At 34.7% G+C, this 22,110-nt stretch carries 14 protein-coding genes; 6 read left to right on the forward strand and 8 right to left on the reverse strand.

The genetic code is table 11. The features are described 5' to 3' along the window. Nucleotides 1-48 precede the first annotated feature (48 nt). Complete coding sequence (locus AC8GF4_RS11725) at nucleotides 49-3,489, reverse strand: methylmalonyl-CoA mutase family protein (protein WP_506594841.1); 3,441 nt, start codon at nucleotides 3,487-3,489, stop codon at nucleotides 49-51. Nucleotides 3,490-3,817: 328 nt separating this feature from the next. On the opposite strand from AC8GF4_RS11725, the gene purU reads away from it, so the two are divergent. Continuing rightward, on the forward strand, nucleotides 3,818-4,672 hold the full coding sequence (purU, locus tag AC8GF4_RS11730) for a formyltetrahydrofolate deformylase (RefSeq protein WP_506594842.1): 855 nt from the start codon (nucleotides 3,818-3,820) through the stop codon (nucleotides 4,670-4,672). A 315-nt stretch (nucleotides 4,673-4,987) separates the two neighbouring features. Beyond that, the gene (locus AC8GF4_RS11735) at nucleotides 4,988-5,716 is read left to right on the forward strand and encodes a DUF4197 domain-containing protein (RefSeq protein ID WP_506594843.1); all 729 of its coding nucleotides are present in this window, start codon (nucleotides 4,988-4,990) and stop codon (nucleotides 5,714-5,716) included. A gap of 256 nt (nucleotides 5,717-5,972) precedes the next feature. Here AC8GF4_RS11735 and AC8GF4_RS11740 read toward each other — a convergent pair whose 3' ends face one another. From AC8GF4_RS11740 to AC8GF4_RS11750, 3 genes are all read right to left on the reverse strand, one after another. Then, entirely contained in the window at nucleotides 5,973-6,758 is a 786-nt protein-coding gene (locus tag AC8GF4_RS11740; protein ID WP_506594845.1) for an alpha/beta fold hydrolase, read from the reverse strand. Between the two features lie 50 nt (nucleotides 6,759-6,808). Beyond that, a complete protein-coding gene (locus AC8GF4_RS11745; protein WP_506594846.1) occupies nucleotides 6,809-8,212 on the reverse strand; it encodes a di-heme oxidoreductase family protein in 1,404 nt (467 codons plus the stop codon). 228 nt (nucleotides 8,213-8,440) lie between these two features. Next, nucleotides 8,441-9,625 (reverse strand): imelysin family protein, encoded by a 1,185-nt coding sequence (locus AC8GF4_RS11750; RefSeq protein WP_506594847.1) that lies wholly within the window; start codon nucleotides 9,623-9,625, stop codon nucleotides 8,441-8,443. Between the two features lie 355 nt (nucleotides 9,626-9,980). On the opposite strand from AC8GF4_RS11750, the gene AC8GF4_RS11755 reads away from it, so the two are divergent. From AC8GF4_RS11755 to AC8GF4_RS11770, 4 genes are all read left to right on the forward strand, one after another. Further along, a complete protein-coding gene (locus AC8GF4_RS11755; protein ID WP_506594848.1) occupies nucleotides 9,981-10,943 on the forward strand; it encodes a sterol desaturase family protein in 963 nt (320 codons plus the stop codon). 158 nt (nucleotides 10,944-11,101) lie between these two features. Then, nucleotides 11,102-12,331, forward strand: coding sequence for a DUF4856 domain-containing protein (locus tag AC8GF4_RS11760; RefSeq protein ID WP_506594849.1), 1,230 nt, complete (start codon nucleotides 11,102-11,104; stop codon nucleotides 12,329-12,331). Nucleotides 12,332-12,490: 159 nt separating this feature from the next. Further along, complete coding sequence (locus AC8GF4_RS11765; RefSeq protein WP_506594851.1) at nucleotides 12,491-13,606, forward strand: imelysin family protein; 1,116 nt, start codon at nucleotides 12,491-12,493, stop codon at nucleotides 13,604-13,606. Nucleotides 13,607-13,713: 107 nt separating this feature from the next. After that, the gene (locus tag AC8GF4_RS11770; protein WP_506594853.1) at nucleotides 13,714-16,191 is read left to right on the forward strand and encodes a TonB-dependent receptor domain-containing protein; all 2,478 of its coding nucleotides are present in this window, start codon (nucleotides 13,714-13,716) and stop codon (nucleotides 16,189-16,191) included. A gap of 290 nt (nucleotides 16,192-16,481) precedes the next feature. Here the strand turns inward: AC8GF4_RS11770 and AC8GF4_RS11775 are convergent, their stop codons facing one another. From AC8GF4_RS11775 to prfA, 4 genes are all read right to left on the reverse strand, one after another. After that, a complete protein-coding gene (locus AC8GF4_RS11775) occupies nucleotides 16,482-17,276 on the reverse strand; it encodes an ABC transporter substrate-binding protein (RefSeq protein ID WP_506594854.1) in 795 nt (264 codons plus the stop codon). Nucleotides 17,277-17,362: 86 nt separating this feature from the next. After that, nucleotides 17,363-18,187, reverse strand: a complete 825-nt coding sequence (gene pyrF, locus AC8GF4_RS11780) for an orotidine-5'-phosphate decarboxylase (RefSeq protein WP_506594856.1) — start codon at nucleotides 18,185-18,187, stop codon at nucleotides 17,363-17,365. A gap of 114 nt (nucleotides 18,188-18,301) precedes the next feature. Beyond that, nucleotides 18,302-20,503, reverse strand: coding sequence for a DUF5723 family protein (locus tag AC8GF4_RS11785; RefSeq protein WP_506594858.1), 2,202 nt, complete (start codon nucleotides 20,501-20,503; stop codon nucleotides 18,302-18,304). Between the two features lie 121 nt (nucleotides 20,504-20,624). Then, nucleotides 20,625-21,701, reverse strand: coding sequence for a peptide chain release factor 1 (gene prfA, locus AC8GF4_RS11790; RefSeq protein ID WP_506594859.1), 1,077 nt, complete (start codon nucleotides 21,699-21,701; stop codon nucleotides 20,625-20,627). Nucleotides 21,702-22,110 lie beyond the last annotated feature (409 nt).

Below are 22,110 nucleotides of genomic sequence, written 5' to 3' on the forward strand. Positions count from 1 at the left end.
CCAAATGTGTTTTTTATATTTAAAAAAACCAAATGTCACATTAAGATTTTACATATTCCTTCTGTACTGCCCACCCACTTCAAACAAAGCTTCGGTGATTTGTCCCAAAGAGCAAACTTTAGTCGCCTCCATCAAATGTTCGAATAAGTTTTCGCTCTTAATTGCAGCATCTTGTAGCGTGTTCAAATGTGTATTTACCAAATCCTGATTCGCTTGGTGCAAATGCTCTAACATCACAATTTGATATTGTTTTTCTTCTTCGGTGGCACGGATTACTTCGGCTGGGATTACTGTTGGAGAACCTTTGGAACTCAAGAACGTATTTACCCCCACAATTGGAAATTCTCCTGTGTGTTTTAAGGTTTCATAATACAAACTTTCTTCTTGAATTTTAGAGCGTTGATACATCGTTTCCATGGCACCAAGAACTCCACCTCTTTCTGTAATTCTGTCGAATTCCAATAAAACTGCTGCTTCAACAAGATCAGTTAATTCTTCGATAATGAAAGCCCCTTGAATAGGATTCTCGTTTTTGGCCAGACCCAATTCTTTATTGATTATCAACTGAATCGCCATAGCTCTACGAACCGATTCTTCCGTCGGAGTTGTAATGGCCTCATCATACGCATTGGTATGCAACGAATTACAGTTGTCATAAATAGCATACAAGGCTTGCAAGGTTGTACGAATATCATTGAAATCAATTTCTTGCGCGTGCAACGAACGTCCCGAAGTTTGAATATGGTATTTCAACATTTGGGCTCTTTCATTGGCTCCGTATTTGTTTTTCATTGCTTTCGCCCAAATTTTTCTAGCGACACGACCAATAACTGCATATTCCGGATCGACACCATTCGAGAAAAAGAATGATAAATTTGGTCCAAAATCGTTGATATCCATTCCACGGCTCAAATAATATTCTACATACGTAAAACCGTTTGAAAGTGTAAAAGCCAATTGAGTGATCGGGTTGGCGCCAGCTTCAGCAATATGATACCCCGAAATAGAAACCGAATAAAAATTTCTAACATTTTTGGTTATAAAATATTCCTGAACGTCACCCATCAATCGCAAAGCAAATTCGGTAGAGAAAATGCAGGTGTTTTGAGCTTGATCTTCTTTTAAAATATCCGCTTGAACCGTTCCTCGAACTTGAGAAAGTGTTCTAGCCTTGATATCATTATAAACTTCTATAGATAAAACTTGATCACCCGTTACTCCCAAAAGCATTAATCCCAAACCATTATTCCCTTCGGGTAAATCACCTTGGTAATGTGGGCGTTCTACTCTTTTTTGGGTATAGATTTTGTTGATTTTTTCAGCAACTTCATCTTCAAGATTGTTTTCTTTTATATAATATTCACATTGTTGATCGATAGCCGCATTCATAAAGAATCCCAGCAACATTGGCGCTGGCCCATTGATGGTCATACTTACCGAAGTCATTGCATGTACCAAATCGAAACCAGAGTACAGTTTTTTGGCATCATCTAGACAGCAGATAGAAACCCCTGCATTTCCAATTTTACCATAAATATCTGGACGAATGTGCGGATCATTTCCGTATAAAGTCACACTATCAAAAGCAGTCGACAATCTTTTGGCTGGTAAACCTGCGCTCACATAATGGAAACGTTTGTTGGTTCTTTCTGGCCCACCTTCTCCTGCAAACATACGTGATGGATCTTCTCCTTCTCTTTTAAATGGATACAATCCTGCGGCAAATGGAAACTCTCCAGGAACATTCTCCTGCAAACACCAACGCAAAATATCACCCCAAGCTTGATACTTTGGTAATGCTATTTTCGGAATTTGAGAATGTGAAAGCGACTCGGTATGCGTTGCCATCTTAATTTCTCGATCACGAACTTTAAACGTATACACTGGATTTTTGTATGTATTGACTTTTTCGTTCCAATTCAAAATCATTTCCCAATTGTAGGAATCCAAATCCATTTTTACCTTATCAAATTGATTTAAAAGCAAATTGATAAAAATCCTATTGTCATTGTGTTCTACCAATGCACTAGAAAACACAGAATCTTCATCAATTCCAGCTTTTGTAATCACTGGAACTTTTCCAGAAACACTTTCTACCGTTTTGAAAATTCCATATAATTTTTGAGCAACTTGTTCTTGGTTAATTGCCGTAACATCATATTTTCTGTTATTTTCGGCAATCTCCGATAAATAACGGGTTCTATGTGGTGGGATAACAAAAATCTTCTCGCTCATTTCACGAGTGATCCGGAAAGTAGATACTAAGTCCGAATCCGTTTTCTCCACAATTTTGTCCATGATGGATTTGTACAACGTATTCATCCCGGGATCATTGAATTGAGAGGCAATAGTTCCAAAAACCGGCATTTCATCCGGATTGACATCCCACAGATTGTGATTGCGCTGGTATTGTTTTTTTACATCACGAATAGCATCCAAAGCACCTCGTTTGTCAAATTTGTTTAAGGCTACCAAATCGGCAAAATCAAGCATGTCAATTTTTTCCAATTGGGTTGCGGCACCAAATTCCGGAGTCATTACATACAATGAAACATCGGAGTGATCCATAATCTCGGTATCGGATTGACCTATTCCTGACGTTTCAAGGATGATGATATCGTATTTTGCGGCTTTTAAAACCTGAATGGCTTCGGCTACGTATTTTGAAAGTGCTAAATTGGATTGGCGAGTTGCCAATGAACGCATATACACTCTAGGATTATTAATAGCATTCATACGAATTCTATCTCCAAGTAATGCTCCACCTGTTTTTCTTTTCGAAGGATCGACAGAAATTAATCCGATAGTTTTTTCAGGAAAATCGATTAAAAACCTTCGTACCAATTCGTCTACCAATGATGATTTTCCTGCGCCACCCGTTCCTGTTATTCCAAGAACCGGAATTTTTGAGGTTTCATTCTTTGTATGTATTTTATCAAAAAAAGGTTTTGCAATTTCCGGAAAATTCTCGGCAGCCGATATTAAACGAGCAATAGCCGTTGGGGTTTTATCTTCTATTAAATCAAGTTCATTGGTTAATTTATCTCCGATAGGATAATCAGAACGTTGCACCAAATCATTAATCATTCCTTGTAAACCCATGGCACGTCCATCATCTGGCGCATAAATCCTGGTTATTCCGTAGTCTTGCAATTCGGCTATTTCAGATGGTAGGATTACTCCACCACCTCCACCGAAAATCTTGATATGACCCGCTCCTTTTTCTTGAAGTAAATCATACATATATTTAAAATATTCGTTGTGTCCGCCTTGGTAAGAAGTCATAGCAATTGCGTTAGCATCTTCTTGAATCGCGGTATTGACCACTTCTTCTACACTTCTATCATGTCCTAAGTGAATTACCTCAACTCCTGTGGACTGAATAATCCTTCTCATTATGTTAATCGCTGCATCATGACCATCAAAAAGTGATGCGGCAGTTACTATTCGGACTTTATTTACGGGTATGTACGGTTTAACTAATTCCATTTTGTGAATATGATAATTTAAGGGTGCAATTTACATAAATTTTAAAATAAAAATCATTAAATACAACATAAAGCACAAAATATGATAACAATGTTTTTTATTAAGAAAACAAGCTTAGTTTTCGAAAAAAATTGGTATTTTCGAGGTCTAGCCCCGATGGAAATGATTTTTGATTTTTGATTAAAGATCTTTGATTTATGAAGTTTTATATCTCGTAAAATCAACAATCTTTAGATTTTTCATCACAAAATCTAATATCGGAAATCGTTAATCATCATTCAAAAATCTACAGGGACGCTCCTAATTATATTTAGAAAATTTTAATCAAATGCAAAAGATTACCATACTTATACATTGTGAAGATAAGAAAGCAATTATCGCTTCTGTTACCAATTACATATCTTCAATTGACGGAAATATTATTTACCTTGACCAGCATGTTGATGCCGATGAAAATGTGTTTTTTATGCGATTGGAATGCGAATTCAGTAAAACCAATTGGAATCTTGAAACCATAAAAGATCATTTCCAAACCAATCTTGCTACACCTTTCAACATGACTTGGGCCATGTACACACAAGAGCAAAAACCAAAAATGGCGTTGTTTGTTTCCAAATACGACCATTGTTTGTATGATATATTGGGGCGTTATTGTGCAGGCGAATTGCCTCTTGAAATCCCTTTAATCATAAGCAATCACGAAGATTTAAAACCTGTTGCTGAACGTTTTAATATTCCGTTTTTTCACATTCCGTTCACCCGTGACAATAAGGAAGAAGGCGAAAAAGCGCAAATAGATTTATTAAAAAAATTCGATATTGATTTTATTGTTTTGGCGCGTTATATGCAAATTATCACTCCAAATCTGATTTCGCTTTACAAAAATAGAATCATCAACATTCACCATTCTTTTTTACCTGCTTTTCCTGGGGCAAAACCCTATCATTCGGCTTTCAAACGTGGGGTTAAAATCATTGGTGCCACCAGTCATTATGTTACCGAGGAGTTGGATGAAGGTCCAATTATTGAGCAAGATATTACGAGAGTTTCACACAGCCATTCGATAGAAGATTTTATTATAAAAGGGCGAGATTTGGAACGCATGGTGCTTGCTAGAGCCGTTAAATTACACGCCGAGCGAAAAACGATGGTGTATAATAATAAAACGGTTGTGTTCTCTTAGGAAATACAACCGTTTTTTTGTTTGAAAAACCATAAATTGAATTATAGATAAATTATGGAGCGAAATATCTGGCATTTTCAGCAAATATGTTTCCCGCCATCATTCCAATCTTTTGTCTCGTCTCGTCTTTAGGGACGAGACGAGACAAAAGGATTTTCCCTTCTGTCGGGGCTAAATAGCCAATAATTTAAATTTTTGGAAGTATCGCATTCAACTATACTCGCTCAACAAAGACATAATTTTGCATTTTTTTGGGAAAATATTAAATTGACAAAACCTATCATTTCCCTACTTTTGAAAAAAATAAAACCCAAAATGAAGAAAGCCCTTGTCCTACTCCTTATTCTTGTTCTTCCTGCAATAAGCAATGCCCAATTCAAAGACATCCTGAAAAAAGCAACGGACAAAGTCAATGCGGTCACAAAATCAAATAGCACATTAGACATTGCAGCTGGATTAAAAGAAGCTCTTAACAAAGGTGTTACCGAACAAGTTTCGAAACTTACCGCAACAGATGGATTTTACAAAAATGAAGCTGTAAAAATCTTAATGCCCGAAGAATTGGCCAAAGTAGACAAAACGCTAAGAAAATTAGGCATGTCAAAATTGGCTGACGAAGGAATTCTAGCTTTAAACCGTGCCGCAGAAGATGCCGTAAAAGAAGCAACACCTATATTTGTTTCGGCAATAAAAAACATTACCATTACGGATGCCAAAAGTATCTTGCTTGGAAAAGAAAATGCAGCAACAGTATATTTACAAACTTCTACAACTGCACCATTGTATATTAAATTTAGCCCGGTTGTTCAACAATCAATAGGAAAAGTGGGTGCCGATGTTGTTTGGTCCACTATTATCAAACAATACAATACTATTCCTTTTGTATCCAAAGTAAATCCAGACATTACAGACTATGTAACCAACAAAGCTTTGGACGGTGTTTTTAAAATGATTACTATTGAAGAAAAAAACATTCGAACCAACCTGAATTCAAGAACTTCAGATGTTTTGAAAAAAGTATTTGCATTACAAGATAAAAAGTAAAGACAATTAGAAATTCAATGGTATAAAAAAAACAGTTAACTTTATTTTTTACTTAATAATCAATAAGTTAAAGACAAAATAAGCAATATGTTAAAATTCAATTGTAAAACTTAACTTTTTACAATTAAGTAATAACAATTCCTTAACAGCAAAACATCAACATTATACTGATCTTTGCAGAGTAATAAACTGGTTATTTATTATTTTGGTTTTGGTTAGTTATAAAAATGCCTGCATCTCACGATACAGGCATTTTTTATTTTGTTGCTTTTATGAAAGACAATACAGCAGTATTAAAAGCATTGGGTTGTTCAACATTTACAACATGTCCACAATTTTGGATAACGAATAATTGTGACGATCTATAATGATTCTCCACCACTTTACGAACCGAAGGCAAAAACATATAATCTTCTTCACCCATTACATAAAGTGTTGGAATGTTTAACTCAACTTGGCGAAACCATTTTAGAACCGGATTTATCTCGGCAGTTAGTTTAAACCATTTGATAAATTCTTTTTGGTATAATTTCTTAGCTTCGTTTATAAAAAGGGAACGGGATTGCTTATGACTCTTTTTGGGCATAATCACAAAAGCAAAAAATTTGTATAAAACCAAATAAGGCAAAACATATTTAAAGGTATTCCCCAATCGCATTAATATCTGGGAACGGAAATTCATTTTTAAAATAGCGCCTCCCAAAATCATAGTTTGAACTCGATCAGGATACATTTCGGCCAATTGTCGAATAAGAATTGTTCCTAATGAAATTCCAACAAAATGAGACTTCTGAATTTTAAGATGATCCAAAACCTCCAGTATATCATTGGCCAAAGCCGAAAAAGTATATTTTTGCTTGAAAGCAGTTTTAAGTGTTGGTTTTGATTCACCATGACCCCTTAAATCCAACAACAATACATTGTAGTTCTTTTTAAAGTCTCTAATTTGTTTGAACCAAATAGACGAACTTCCTCCAGCGCCATGCACAAATGTGACCCATTGATCGCTGTTATCGTTCTTATATATTGAATAATTAATCACTTAGTATATTTTTGGTAAAAATATAAATTTATCTTTAATACCAACTACTATTAAAGTGAATTAATAAAATCTAAAAGCTCGCCTCGTTCTGTTGCATTTAATTTCTTGAATTTATCCTTAGATGATTTGCCTTCTCCTCCATGACATAAAATTGCTTCGGTAACATTTTTGGCTCTACCGTCGTGCATTAAATTGGTATGATTATTTACCGTTTCAATCAGTCCAATTCCCCATAAAGGCTGCGTTCTCCATTCTGAACCTGTAGCTTTAAAATCTGGGGTATTATCCGCTAAATCTGCGCCCATGTCATGCAACAACAAATCGGTATATGGACGAATCGTTTGGTTTCTCAAAGCAGTAATAGCATGACTATTTCCTGTTTGTATTTTTGGTATATGACAACTCGCACAACCAATTGTTTCAAATGTTTTCTTGCCTTTTAATACATTTTGCTCTGCATAATTTCTCCTTGCAGGAACGGCTAGCGTACTAGAATACAATACTACTCGCTCAAAATTCAAATCCGTTATTTCTGGAGCTCCTCCATTTGCAATAGCGGAAAGATCAACACCAAAAGGCCCATTCTCATTTGGAAACAAACTCGTAGTAATACCCATGTCTCCTAGAAAAGCAGCCGCAACTTGCTGACGAACACTAGGCTGATTGGCTTTCCAACCAAAACGGCCTACTTTTTTAGAATTGGATGCAACATCGTGAACATAATTCAACTTTCCAGAAATACCATCTTTATTAGTATCGTTTTCATCGGCAAAACCAAGTAACGTACTTTCTGGAATCGCTTCTAGTAATCCCATACCTACTATCTGATTAGCAACTCTTGGTGAAATTTGAAGATTAGTTGCCAATGCTCCAAAACCTAAATTATTAATTTGATAGGATGGTTTTTTTAAGACGACAGTAGTTCCATCTGCAAAAGTTTCCGTTAAGGATTGATAAACAATAGAGAAATTCCCTTCCAAGGTTTGCCCAAGAATAGCACCGTCTTGTAATTGTCCGCCGTATACAGGATCTGGAAGATTGCCTCCATTGCCATCAACTCCTGGGATACTTAATCGGAGTAACAAACCGTGTCCTGTTTCTCCATCCATTAAAGGTGCTCTTCCTCGACCGTCTTTAAAATGGCAACTCGAACACGAAATCGCATTAAAAAAAGGACCTACTCCATCACGAGCGGTTGTTGATGAAGGTGCGGCTACCCAATTTTGCCTGAAAAAAGAATTCCCAATACCAAAATCGGATTGCTGATCGAAAGTGAGATTGGGTGCAAAAAAACCAAAAGCTTCTTCCGACTGATTGAAAACTGTGGTTTCTCCACCCGAATATTGTTCTCCTTCTTCGGCAGTTAATGGAATATATTGCTCCTCATCCCCTTTGCTACAGCTAAAAGATAGGATACTAATCAAAACTAGAACTACTTTTGTATAATTTTTCATTTTATAACCTGAAAAAAGTGTCCTTATTAAAAAGGACACTTTATACCATCCAAGCATAGAATTTACCGTAATAAAACATTCTTTTTTCCTTTCTTATTCAAAATAAAAAGAAACCGTAGCCCAGCTATGCTTGATTTTTCTTTTTCTAATAAAGAAAAAAAACTCTGTTTTATTTTACAGTAAATTCTAAACTTAAATGGTAATAATTAAACTTTATTTTTTTGAACTCTAACTATTTACAATGATTCCAATCTTGGTTGCTCCTGCTAACAAATTAGCTCCAAAAAGCTTGAATTCTGTTGCTGCAGCCAGTACTTTTTTACCTTCAGTAGAAGCTGAACCTCCGGCTACTGCTAAATCAAAGGGATTCAAAATTGCTGCAACTTTTGTCAAAGAATTATTTATAGAAACATCGGTAGCGCTATAGATTTCTGCATTGGCCTGTTTTACCAAATCTTCTAATGATGCACCGTCAACAGCCCCATAATTTCCTTTGTAAATATTGATTACACTTTGCAAATTCAAAGCAATATCTCTGTGGGTATTATCACTAAAACAAGAGTGTTCATCTTCCTGATCTGCATTCCCTACAGCAACTTCCATACGTTCTACTGGCAATTCTGCAGCAACCAATGTTGTAATTCCTAAATATATATTCTTAATAGCCACATCTTCATTTAGAGCCAAGAATGCATTTCTGTAGGTTCCTCCAACCTTCCATTCGTTTACTACTTGCAATAAATGATCCGTTAACAAATCAGCACAAACTTTCAAGTATGTTGCTCTTCGGGCCTGATTTTTTGCTGTCCCTCCAACCGTTACATAATCCGTAAAAGGTCTTTGCCCAGACAATTTTGCTGATGGAGCAGTTAAATCTTGACCCCAAAGCAAAAACTCTATGGCATGATAGCCTACAGTTACATACTTTTCATTTTTATTTTTTCCATTTTCACCAACCAAAACCTCTTTTGTAATAGTTGGGAATGTAGTTGGATCATTTATTATTCCAGAAGTTGAAGCGCCATCTACATAATCAATATAATTTTCGTCTAAAGGCCAAGAATTGATATATCCTTCTGGTCCTTCTACATATTTTGGATCTTCATTATCAATTGGGCCATTAGCAAAACGGAAACCTTCAGTTGTTCCGTAGCTTTCTCTGGAAGTTTTCCACGCTGTTTTTGCTGCCATAAAATTAGCATCAGTTGGAGTAGCTATAAAAGTATTAATGGCAGTTTCTAAAACTGCAGCATCATCATAAGCCTTTTGATAATTGGCGTAAGCGATATTAGCATAATTTTCTATCACTTGTTTTTTGGTTACATTTGAATTCTTATCCTCATCATTGGCACAAGAAGTGATGAAAAAAGCAACCGCTATAAATAGACAAAATTTTAAAAACATTCTTTTCATTTTATTTTTATTTAGAATCATTAAACTTTAGCAAAAGTAAAATAAAATGTTAAAAATAAAAATTTATTTAGAATTATTTTAAATAACCTTTCGGCATATCATACTGATTTATATCTTTGCAAAACATTATTCAAGTAAGTATAAAGTTCAAAATACGTAAAATCAAAAAATAAATTATCGCAAATAGTTTCTTATAATCAGCCTATTGCATCATTTATTTTAGTTAAAGATAACCGACATTAAAAATGGTTCTTACCTAGTTTCGTCAGAAAGGACTATTATTTATATTCAAAAAATGAAATTTAAAAACATTACTATTTCTTAAGTATTTACAATAATTGTATAATAAGCAATAATGAACGAAGTTTTTCAAACCTTAAAAGAAGTAATTCTAGTCGTGCTAAGTAACCTTACAGATGCAGATAACCGTTTGCATTACGTATACTTCATTTCATCTGCGGCAATTGCCTATTATGTCTATTATAAAACCAAACAAAAAGGCTCTTTTTTGAACTATTTGTTCAATAAAAAAACGTGGTTAAGTAAATCGGCAAAAATTGATTATTTAATGTTGTTTTTTAATAGTTTTATAAAAGTCTTACTCATTGGACCCTACCTTACTTTTGGTTTTTATTTGGCCTTTTATACCGACGATTATTTAGCACGAACTTTTGGATACGAAACTTTTACGTTAAGCAAAACAGAAACCTTAGTTTATTATACCTTTACGATAACGCTGTTGGGTGATTTAACCACTTATATAATCCATTATTTAATGCATCGATTTGAGTTTTTGTGGGAATTCCATAAAATTCATCATGCTGCAACATCACTAAATCCGGTAACTCAATATAGAATTCACCCCGTAGAACTTATTTTGGTCAATATCAAAGAGACCTTAGTATTTGGACTGGTCATGGGATTGTTTGATTATCTATCTGGTCATCAAGTTACAGCAATAACGTATTTAGGAATAAACGTTTTATCCTTTTTATTTCTATTTTTGGGAGCCAACTTACGTCATTCGAGTGTTAAACTCAAATATTTCAATTGGATTGAATATATTTTCATGAGTCCGTACCAACATCAAATACACCACAGCAACCATCCGGAGCATTATGACCACAACATGGGCTCAAAATTAGCGCTTTGGGACTGGATGTTTGGAACATTGCTATTGTCCAAACAAGTTAACAAAGTGAATTTTGGCATTAGCGAAGTGGAAGACCAACAAAAAAAGTACGAGTCGTTTTCTAATAACCTATTTCTCCCTTTTGTAAGTATATATAAAACAATTACGAGTAAAATTTTACGGTAAATTATCGTTTTTATTTCTTATTCTAAAATAGTATACGTTTAAACCACTGAATATTATTTTGTTAAAAAATTATATTTATTTATTCTAAATAACATTTGACAATTCAAAATTGGTTCTTATATTTGCAAAAAACTATTTTAATTCAATCTAAATAAAAAATGAAAATCAAAAATTTACTTTTACTTGCCTTATCCTTTTCATTTGTGTCAATAACTTCCTGTTCAAATGACGATGATAAAGAAGAAACATTTAATTATACTGTCCCTACAACTTACACGTTCGAAAGAAATGCAGCAACTACCGTAGATTATTCCGGACAAACAAGTCGCTTATTAATGCTAGACGAGATGGGGAACTATTTTAAAACAGCAGCAACAAACGGTACAGTAGCAGATGATGCTGTTTTGTCTGAAATGTATGCTAACACCAACAATCGTTTTGTTGGAACTGGCTTAAACACTTCAGGAAAACAATTGAAAGACAAAACTGCTGCTTCCAAAGATTACTTTACTTTGTATTTGGGTGGAGGTTCAATTACAGAACAAGTAAGTGTTCGCGATTTATTTGAAACTCAATTTGACAATGCCGAGACCGCAAGTCAAGGAACAAATGCAGCAGCTGGAATTGCTGGAGTTTATCTAGATGGAACTAGCAAACGCTTATTTACAGCAAATGGATTGGAACCACAACAAGTGTTATTAAAAGGAATGATGGGAGCTTGCCTTTTGGACCAAGTAGTTAATAATTATTTAAGTATAAATAAATTAGACGAAGGAACAAACAAGACCAATAATACCAACAAAGTTTTGGAGGCTGGTAAAACCTACACAACTATAGAACACAACTGGGACGAAGCATACGGATATATTTATGGCGCTGATAATCTAACTGTTACACCAAATGTAGTTAAGTTCTGGAGTAGCTATATCAACCAAGTGAATGCCGATGTTGATTTTAATACTACCAAAACAGCTATAGATTTGGCTTTCCGTAAAGGTAGAGCAGCCATTGTTGCCAATGATTATGCAACAAGAGATGCCCAAATTGATATTATCAAAACAAAAATAGCATTGGTACCTGCAGTAAGAGCCGTTTTCTATCTACAAGAAGGAAAAGTAAAAATGGCACAAGGAGATAATGGCGCAAAAGCTTTTCACGCTTTATCCGAAGCATACGGTTTTATTATGTGCTTGCGATACACTAATAAACCAGGGACGAACAATCCTTATTTCTCTAAAACAGAAGTTGATACCATGCTAGCTTCACTTACAAGCGGAACAAATGGATTATGGGCAATTGACACACTTGGGCCAAAACTTGATGCTTTATCTACACAAATTGCAACAAAATTTGGTTTCACTGTAGCACAAGCAGCAACAGTAAATTAATTCTATAAAAATCAAAGCAAGAGAAGTTTCTTTCTCTTGCTTTTTTGTATTTTTGCACAAATTTTTTAAAAACAGACAATCCCCTTAATGACAACTACTTCTTGTATCAAAAAAAGGTAAGCAACTGTAAAATTGAAAAAAACATAATCAAAATATATCATGAAAAAAATACTATTATTTATAAGTTTTGTAGCCATTATAGTTGCTTGTTCTTCAAATAGTGACAATAACAACTCCACTGACAATAATTTTGACACAACTGCAATGTTAACTAATTGGGCTGACAACATCATTATTCCAAGTTATCAAAACTTTAAAACAAAACTTCAAATAGTAGTAACAAATAACAATACATTTACAACTACCCCAACAGAAGCTAATCTTCAAACTTTAAGAGCTTCATGGCTTGAAGCATACAAAGCCTACCAATATGTTGCAATGTATAATTTTGCGAAAGCAGAAGAAATTAATCTAAATGCAACCTCAAATACGTATCCGACAAGTGCTGCTGGAATTGAGTTAAATATAACAAATGGTGGATACAATCTAACGTTGCTTTCACAATTTGACAAACAAGGTTTCCCTGCATTAGATTATTTAATAAATGGATTGGGTGCAAATGATGCTGCAATTATAACTTTCTATACTTCCAATGCAAAAGCAAACAATTACAAACAATATTTAACTGATGTTGTAAACAGACTGAGTACTAACACTGAAGCAGTAGTTTCAGATTGGATTTCTGGATATAGAAATAGCTACATTGCAAACAACGGCACTTCAGTAAGCAGCTCTGTAAATAAAACAACGAATCTTTTTGTGAAAAATCTTGAAAAAGATATCCGTTCTGGTAAAATAGGAATTCCTGCAGGGGTCTTTTCAAATGGAGTAAAATTCCCGGAAAAAGTAGAAGGGTATTACAGTAATACCATATCAAAAGAACTATTGAATGCTGCTGTAAAAGCAAACCAAGATTTTTTTAATGGAAAACATTTTAACAGCACAACCACAGGTGCTGGTCTAAAATCCTACTTAGACTTTTTGAATGCAACCAAGAACAATCAAAAGCTAAGCGATCTAATCAACAATCAATACACAACTATCAATACTGTAAACAATACGCTTAACAACAGTTTTTCGCAACAAATAAACACCGACAATTCAAAAATGATTTCGGCTTACGATGCGATTCAACAAAATGTGATCTATATAAAATTGGATATGATGCAAGCATTAAAAATCACAATTGATTATGTAGATGGCGATGGCGATTAATGAAAAATATAAATTTAGAATACAAGATATCCCAACTTTTGACAACTGATTCAAAGTTGGGATATTTTGGTATTCGAAAAACACAAATATCAAATAGAGCAACCAAAATGAATATCAAAAAAAGCATTCAAAAAAAAACATTGATGATTTTATCATATAAAAAAATAATCTATTTGATCTTACTGTTTATATCTTTTAACAGCATTGCCCAAACAAAAATAACAGGAACAATTACTTCCAATTATGGAAAAATAGTACCCGCAGTTGAAATCTACAATAAAACAACTGGTTCAAAATCATTATCAAATTCGAAAGGAGAATTTTCTCTAGAAGTTGAAAAATCAGGAAACTATGATCTTGTTTTTTACAAAGAGGGTTTTTCTATCATAGAAAAAACAATTGCTACTAAAGATGAGAACATCAGTATTACTTTAGACGAAGTTAACAACCTTTCAGAAGTAGTAATCCGTAAACAAAAAGATAAAATATTCGCCCTCAATAAATTAAAAGACATAGATGAAACGGCAATTTACGCTGGTAAAAAAACTGAAGTTATATCGATAAGCAAAATAACGGCCAATAAAGCAACAAATAATGCCCGCCAAATATTTGCACAAGTTGTAGGACTTACTATCAACGAAAGCTCCGATGGTGGATTACAATTGAGCATCGGTGGACGTGGATTAGACCCAAACAGAACATCCAATTTCAACACCCGCCAAAACGGATACGACATCAGCGCAGATGTTTTGGGATATCCTGAAAGTTATTATGCTACTCCAACCGAAGCATTAGAAGAAATTCAAGTGGTACGTGGAGCGGCCTCCTTGCAATACGGAACACAATTTGGTGGATTGGTTAATTTTAAAACCAAAACTCCAAGTACAAAACCAATAGAATTCACTACTAGAAACACACTTGGCTCTTATAATTTATATACCAATTTCAGTTACTTGAGCGGCACAAAAGGTAAATTTAGTTATTATACTTTTTATAATTTTAAGAAAGGAGATGGTTTCAGACCCAATTCTGAGTTTAAAAGCAACAATTACTTTGCCAATTTAAACTACCAATTCACCCCCAAAACGTCTTTGCATTTTGATTACACTTATTTCGATTATTTAGCGCAACAAGCTGGAGGGTTAACAGACAAAATGTTTGTTGAAGATCCAACTCAAAGCAACAGAGCTCGAAATTGGTTTGCAGTTAACTGGAATTTATTTGCATTACGCTTCAAACATAAATTTGATAATAATGCAGATTTTTCCTTGCAATTATTTGGCTTAGATGCGAGTCGTAAGGCAGTAGGATACCGCTCGAATAGAGTTTCAAATCCAGACATTGAAGGTACAGTACGCGATTTAATTGTAGGTGATTTTGTCAATTGGGGTGCCGAAGCTCGGTATTTAAAACAATACAAAATCAACGACAACACCAGTGCTTTCTTGATTGGAGCCAAATATTACCAATCCAGAAACACAGGAGTCCAAGGTCCTGGAAGTTCTGGAAGTGATGCTAATTTTAATCTTGCCAATGCTGAATTTCCTTTTTATTCCAACCAATCCGATTATACTTTTCCAAATTTGAATTATGCAGTTTTTGGAGAAAATATTTTCAAATTAACCCCTCGTTTTTCGGTAACACCGGGATTTCGATTCGAAAAAATAAAAACACAAGCAATCGGTTCATACCGTAAAATAAATTTAGACTTAGCAGGAAATGTAATTCTAGACCAAACGATATACGAAGATGTTATCAAAGACCGAAACGTAATGTTACTTGGAATTGGATTGAGTTACAAACCACAAAACCGAATCGAGTTTTACGGCAACCTATCACAAAATTACCGTTCGGTTACCTTCAATGATATCCGAACCGTTTCACCAAGTCAAGTGATTGATCCTAATATTACTGACGAAAAAGGTTTTACGTCAGACATTGGGATTCGTGGTCAAATAAATCAAAAAATAACTTTTGACGCTAGTGTTTACGCTTTATACTATAATGACAAAATAGGCGAATTCGAGACGAAAAACCCTAATGGTTCCGCAGCTATTGTACGCTATCGTTCCAACATAGGAACAGCGATAACCTATGGTTTTGAAACCATGTTTGATTGGAGTGTGAACAAAACATTTTTTGAAGAGAAAGAAGCTTTTGTATGGAATATCTTCTCAAACATTGCTCTTACAGATTCTGAATACCTAAAATCGGATGCTCCAAATATAGAAGGAAATAAAGTTGAATTTGTACCCCTTTACAATATCAAAACAGGGACAGCTATTGGATACAAAAACTTCATAACAAGTTTGCAATTTACTTATGTATCATCCCAATTTACAGAAGCCAACAACAGTGAAACCGATGTAAATGATAACACTTATGGTATTTTTGGTCAAATTCCGTCCTATTATGTAGCCGATATTTCAACTTCTTACAAATGGAAAAAATTCAAAATAGAAGCTGGAATTACCAACTTTACAAACAACAGCTATTTTACTAGAAGAGCGACTGGTTATCCAGGACCTGGAATTATTCCGTCTGACCAAAGAACTTTTTATACAACATTGGAGTTTGTTTTTTAGGACTTAATGCTGAAAAAAACAGTATTTAATCAAATATATTGTTAAACATTTAAGTCAGATAAGTATATAAATTGAATAAAATCGAGTAAAATTCAATAGTCCATTTAAGAAAATTCGCCTTCCCTTTCAAGATTTTTTTTTCTAAAACTTATATTCACTTTTACTTATTAATCTATCAAACTTTTAAAAAAACTTATATGACTTATATGTTTAAAACTAAATCCTGTTTGTTTTAGAATATAACTTTTTTTTAGACTTTTTCGATAGTAAGCAATATAATTTTCTCTTTATCAAATACTACTATGCAAATATTTAAAGTACTCAAATGCTTTAAGTAACCTGCTTCCATACCAAGAAAACATTTCTCCGTCTACCAAAATAGCTTTGGCATTATTGGTACATCTTGAAATTTCAAAGCCGTCTTCAGCTTTGAATGGATAGGGTTCTGAGGAAAGCAAAATCAAATCCAAATCACCATCCTCTTCCATTTTTTCAAGGTCAATCTCTGGATATCTTTCGTGTGAAGCAAAGTGGTTCTGAAAATGGTTCAGTTTTAATAATTCATTTATAAAAGTACCTGAACCAGCCACCATATAGGGGTTTTTCCAAATAAAATACCCTACTTTTTGAACTGGAATATCCTTTATGAAATTCTTAAAATCGCTCAATGCAAAGTTCAACTTGTCGTTCCATTTTCGGGCTTCGGTTCTCTTATCGAAAATTTGCCCAAAATCGGTAATCATCTGAAAATTATCTTCGAGAGTAAAAATATCGGTTACCCAAACTGGACAAATTTTACGCAACTCTTCTACTATTTCCTTAGTATTTTCCTCTTTATTACAAATAATAATATCGGGTTCTAGCAAACGGATTTTATCATGATTCACTTTCTTGGTACCACCTACGATTTTCTTAGTTGATTTGAGATGGTAGGGATGCACACAAAATTTAGTAATTCCAACTATACGGTCTTCCAAACCCAAATCATAAAGCAATTCCGTTTGGGATGGCACAAGAGAAATAATTCGCTTAGGCGAAGATTCAAAAGCATGGGTAATTCCGAGTTGGTCTGTGAATTGTTTCATTTTAGGAATTGTTTAATTTTTGTTTAAAAGTTTAAAGTTGTTGAAAACCAGAGCGCCACACATTAAACTTTTAAACTCTTAAACTCTTAAACTTTTAAACCCTTCAAAATCTCCTCCATCTCCTGTTGCATCTTTAAGGCTTCGGCTCTTGCAAAATCGGCAAAATCGGTTCCGCTGGAAGCATAAATAATAGCACGAGACGAGTTGATTAGCAATCCAATATTGTCGTTCATTCCGTATTTACAAACTTCAGAAAGGCTGCCTCCTTGTGCACCTACGCCAGGAACAAGCAAGAAACTATTCGGAACAATTTTACGTATTTCTGTAAAATACTCGGCTTTGGTAGCGCCCACCACATACATTAGATTCTCCGAGTTTTTCCAAGTTTTGGATGTTTCCAATACTTGTTTGTACAATTCTTTACCATTCACTTCTAATGTTTGAAAATCAAAAGCACCTTCATTCGAAGTCAAAGCCAACATAATGGTATGTTTGTCTTCGAAAGCAAGAAAAGGCTCAATGGAATCCTTTCCCATATAAGGAGCAACCGTTACACTATCAAAGTTTAAATCTTCAAAGAACGCTTTGGCATACATTGACGAAGTATTTCCAATATCGCCACGTTTGGCATCAGCAATCGTAAAAATTTCAGGATGCTTCTCATTGATATAATTGATGGTTTTTTGCAATGACATCCAACCTTTTATACCATAAGCTTCAAAGAAAGCAATATTGGGTTTATAAGCTATCGCCAAATCATGTGTGGCGTCAATAATGGCTTTATTAAATTCAAAAATCGGGTCTTCTAATTCCAGTAAGTGCTTGGGAATTTTATTTAAATCTACATCTAAACCTACGCATAGAAATGATTTCTTTATTTTAATTTGATCTATTAATTGTTGTGTAGTCATTTCTATCTAAGTTAAACGCTATAGTTTTACGAGAATTGGTTCTCTTTTGGAATGCATGCAAAAATAAAAAAAGCCATTCAATAATGAATGGCTTTTTCTAGAATTAAAACAAATTTATAATTTTCCTTCATATATAGTACCTACATGAATTACTTCGGTTCTTCTATTCTCGGCTCTTCCTTTTGGAGTTTTATTATCCGCAACTGGCTTAGTTTCTCCAAATCCTTTATAAGTCAAGTTATCTGGGTTAACACCTTTTGCTACTAAAGCATCCATTACCACTTTGGCTCTTGCCTCAGAAAGTTTTTGGTTGGCTTTATCATTTCCTACACTATCCGTATGACCTTCAATAGAGAATTTCGCATTTGGATAGTTTTTGATAATATCTTTTATAGCATCCAGTCTTCCATCTGTTTCCCCTTTATCTGCCGTTTTCAAAATTGCTTTTCCGGTTACAAAGAATACGGCTCTTGCCTGAACTTTAAGTTCTTTCAAAACTTCTTGAGTAACTTCCGGACAGCCTTTGTTACTTGCTGGACCAGGAACAGTAGGACATTCATCCTCTTTGTCCACTACACCATCTTTGTCAGCATCATTTTCTGGACAACCAAAATTGGCTACTAATCCTTTTTCGTTAGGACATTTATCGTCTTTGTCCAAAACCGAATCTCCATCTGTATCTGGCCAAGGACAACCTTTGTTTTCAACAGGTCCAGCAACAGTTGGACAAGCATCAATATTATCCATTACGGTGTCTTTATCTGCATCACCCCATGGACAACCTTTATTTTCAACTGGACCAGCAACTGTTGGACACGTATCGTCTTTGTCAACAACCGTGTCTGCATCTGTATCTGGCCAAGGACAACCTTTATTTTCTATAGGACCGGCTACCTTTGGACAATCATCATCACTATCCAAAATACCATCCTCATCTGTATCTTTAAATTTATGCTGATATACTGGAATTTTAAACCCAAAATACACATCTGCCCCTTTTGATTTTTTTGAAAGCCAGTTCGTAATTACAGAACTTGAACCCACAAACAAAGGTCCAAAACGCAATCCTGTCCCGACCTGCATTCCACTATATTCCATGTAATTTACTGGAAGAGAGAACGTAAACCATTTGGTTTCATATCTTGGTGTTAGTAGGAATGTATTAGCAGTGCTGCTTTTATTTAGACCTGATTTATCTGTTAATCCAATATTTCCATTTAAATTCAAATAGAATTTGTTGTACATATTCCAATCTGCATCCAGGTGTAATACGGTTGGCAAACTAACATTGTTATTTTTAAAAGTTGTAGAAGTAACATCATAAAGAGCTAATATTTCATCAATACCATCTGTCGCATCTATTTGTGCTTGTGAAACTATTTTATTCAAATCATACATTTCCTCTTTTGAGTTTTTGTATGTAACAGAACCAATATCCGAAATAGACAAACCAAAACGCAATTTGTATTTGTTCAAATCTTTAAAATTATTATCGGTTACTTTAGCTTTACTCAAATCGTAAGTGACATAATCAGGCCTCCATTCGTAAACAAAACCTAAGTCAGCCCCAAAACCAGTAGAATTTGTATTAAAAACATAATCCTCATCACCTGTAACAAAATCTACACTACTTCCTACTACAAGATTTCCTTTTGTTTGTAACAAAGTCGTTGCTGGATTATTTGTTTGAAGAAATGAAGACTCCACATTACTACCTTTTGCATACGTATTTACTCCACCAATAAGATATTTTGCAGTTATACCTCCTTTAAGAAAATGTTGTTTGCTTTGCCATAAGACTGTAGCATAAGACGCTCCAACTTCGCCCCAAGTATGACCAACCATATTCGGACTACCAACTTTAAGATTCAAAAAGCTGTTTGTATTATCCAAACCATCTTTAAATATATCGTATAAATCACCATTTAAATCATTCGTATTTACAACAGCTCGAGCACGGGTAAAAATAGCAATAGCATGTTTTGGAGCAATATTAATCATGAACGATGGCCCCATCACATCCGAATATGCAATACCACCATTGTTTTTTGAAGGTGTTCTTACTCCGTCCTTTTCAGCATCGTAGGAACTTTTAGATAAATCAAATAAACTCACACCATAAAAATCATTGTTTAATGAACTACTCGTAGAAAACAAATTGATATCGGTTTTGAATCGAGAATCAACAATAGACGCTGGATTAAAAAGAACCCCTTGTACTCCTGCATAATTATCCGGAAAATACCCCATATAGGATTGAGCATTTGCCTGTACCACTGAAAACAGAACACTTAAAAAAAGTAATGATTTTTTCATTAAATTGATTTTAGATTAATATTGATTAGGTATTGTATTTATTTTATATGACAAAAGCACAAAAAAAACACTTAATCGATTCTTTATTCAATTAAGTGCTTTGTTTTTAGTTCAGTTGGTTTTAGAAAACCTCACTCGCTTCTTTCAATTTTTCCATGTTGTTTACTAATGCAAGCTCATCAACAATTTTCTGAATATCACCATTCATGATATTTCCCAAATCATATAATGTCAAACCTACACGGTGATCCGTCACACGCCCTTGCGCATAATTGTACGTACGAATCTTAGCCGAACGGTCACCCGAGCTTACTTGAGAAGTACGTTTGGTTGCATCTTCAGCCTGTTTTTTGGCCAATTCCTGTTCGTATAAACGAGAACGCAAAACGCCCAAAGCTTTGTCTTTATTCTTATGTTGCGATTTTTGATCTTGACATTGCGCCACCAATCCTGTCGGAATGTGTGTCAAACGTACCGCCGATTTCGTAGTATTTACCGATTGTCCACCAGGTCCAGACGAACAAAAGAAATCCACACGAACATCATTCATATCAATTTGCACATCAAACTCCTCTGCTTCCGGAAGTACCATAACCGTTGCTGCCGAAGTATGCACACGCCCTTGCGTTTCCGTTTGAGGTACACGCTGCACACGGTGTACACCTGCTTCAAACTTCAACGTTCCGTAAACATCTTCTCCTGTCACTTCAAAAATCACCTCTTTGAAACCACCCGAAGTTCCTTCGTTCATATCCACAACCGAAGTTCTCCAGCCTTGACCTTCACAATATTTCGTGTACATTCTAAACAAATCTCCTGCAAAAATACTGGCTTCGTCCCCACCCGTACCGGCGCGAATCTCCACCATCACATTCTTGGCATCTTCTGGATCTTTCGGGATCAGCATGAATTTGATTTCATCTTCCAATTCTGGCAATCTTTCTTTGGCTTCGTCCAACTGCATTTTGGCCATCTCTGTCATATCGGCATCACTACCGTCAGAAATAATTTCGTTTGCTTCCTCGATATTTGCCATCAAAAGCACGTATTCATCACGCTTTTCTGCCAAAGCTTTTAAGTTTTTATACTCTTGATTCAATTGCACATAACGCTTCTGATCTGAGATTACATCCGGCTGAATGATCAAATCCGAAATCTCATCGAAACGTTGTTTTACTATTTGAAGTCTATCTAACATTTTCTTTTCCTTTAATTGGAGTGCAAAAGTACAAAAAAACTATTCAGTTTACAATTTACCGTAACCAGAGAATTCGATTATGATAATTTTGGAGCTATTTCCTGCTATCCGCTATATTCCCGATTAAAAAAAACTACGGCCAAAAAGCCTTGTTTTTCTAAATCGGGAGATGTCGCTTCTATCAGGGCTAGGGCTTTTGTGCTAAAAACAGTAATTAAAAAATTCCAATTAACTCTTTCATACCAACTCATAACTCCCCAAAATTTCTTTTCAATACCAATTACTAAATTCCTAATTTGTTACTTCAAATCAAATAATAAAAAATAAAGTCAGCATTGACAAAAACCAAGAGTAACAAGCGAAATTGGATTCGTATTGAGTGCAATAACTTGATTTTAAATGAATTCTA

Source organism: Flavobacterium rarum (SeqCode), assembly GCF_965234445.1.
Lineage (GTDB): Bacteria > Bacteroidota > Bacteroidia > Flavobacteriales > Flavobacteriaceae > Flavobacterium > Flavobacterium rarum.

Bases quoted from the DNA above. Each gene is read 5' to 3' on its own strand.
- prfA (WP_506594859.1), bottom strand. From the start codon at position 21,701: ATGTTAGATAGACTTCAAATAGTAAAACAACGTTTCGATGAGATTTCG.
- pyrF (WP_506594856.1), bottom strand. From the start codon at position 18,187: ATGACTACACAACAATTAATAGATCAAATTAAAATAAAGAAATCATTT.
- AC8GF4_RS11725 (WP_506594841.1), bottom strand. From the start codon at position 3,489: ATGGAATTAGTTAAACCGTACATACCCGTAAATAAAGTCCGAATAGTA.
- AC8GF4_RS11735 (WP_506594843.1), top strand. From the start codon at position 4,988: ATGAAGAAAGCCCTTGTCCTACTCCTTATTCTTGTTCTTCCTGCAATA.
- AC8GF4_RS11755 (WP_506594848.1), top strand. From the start codon at position 9,981: ATGAACGAAGTTTTTCAAACCTTAAAAGAAGTAATTCTAGTCGTGCTA.
- AC8GF4_RS11745 (WP_506594846.1), bottom strand. From the start codon at position 8,212: ATGAAAAATTATACAAAAGTAGTTCTAGTTTTGATTAGTATCCTATCT.
- AC8GF4_RS11785 (WP_506594858.1), bottom strand. From the start codon at position 20,503: ATGAAAAAATCATTACTTTTTTTAAGTGTTCTGTTTTCAGTGGTACAG.
- AC8GF4_RS11770 (WP_506594853.1), top strand. From the start codon at position 13,714: ATGAATATCAAAAAAAGCATTCAAAAAAAAACATTGATGATTTTATCA.
- purU (WP_506594842.1), top strand. From the start codon at position 3,818: ATGCAAAAGATTACCATACTTATACATTGTGAAGATAAGAAAGCAATT.
- AC8GF4_RS11760 (WP_506594849.1), top strand. From the start codon at position 11,102: ATGAAAATCAAAAATTTACTTTTACTTGCCTTATCCTTTTCATTTGTG.
- AC8GF4_RS11750 (WP_506594847.1), bottom strand. From the start codon at position 9,625: ATGAAAAGAATGTTTTTAAAATTTTGTCTATTTATAGCGGTTGCTTTT.
- AC8GF4_RS11775 (WP_506594854.1), bottom strand. From the start codon at position 17,276: ATGAAACAATTCACAGACCAACTCGGAATTACCCATGCTTTTGAATCT.
- AC8GF4_RS11765 (WP_506594851.1), top strand. From the start codon at position 12,491: ATGAAAAAAATACTATTATTTATAAGTTTTGTAGCCATTATAGTTGCT.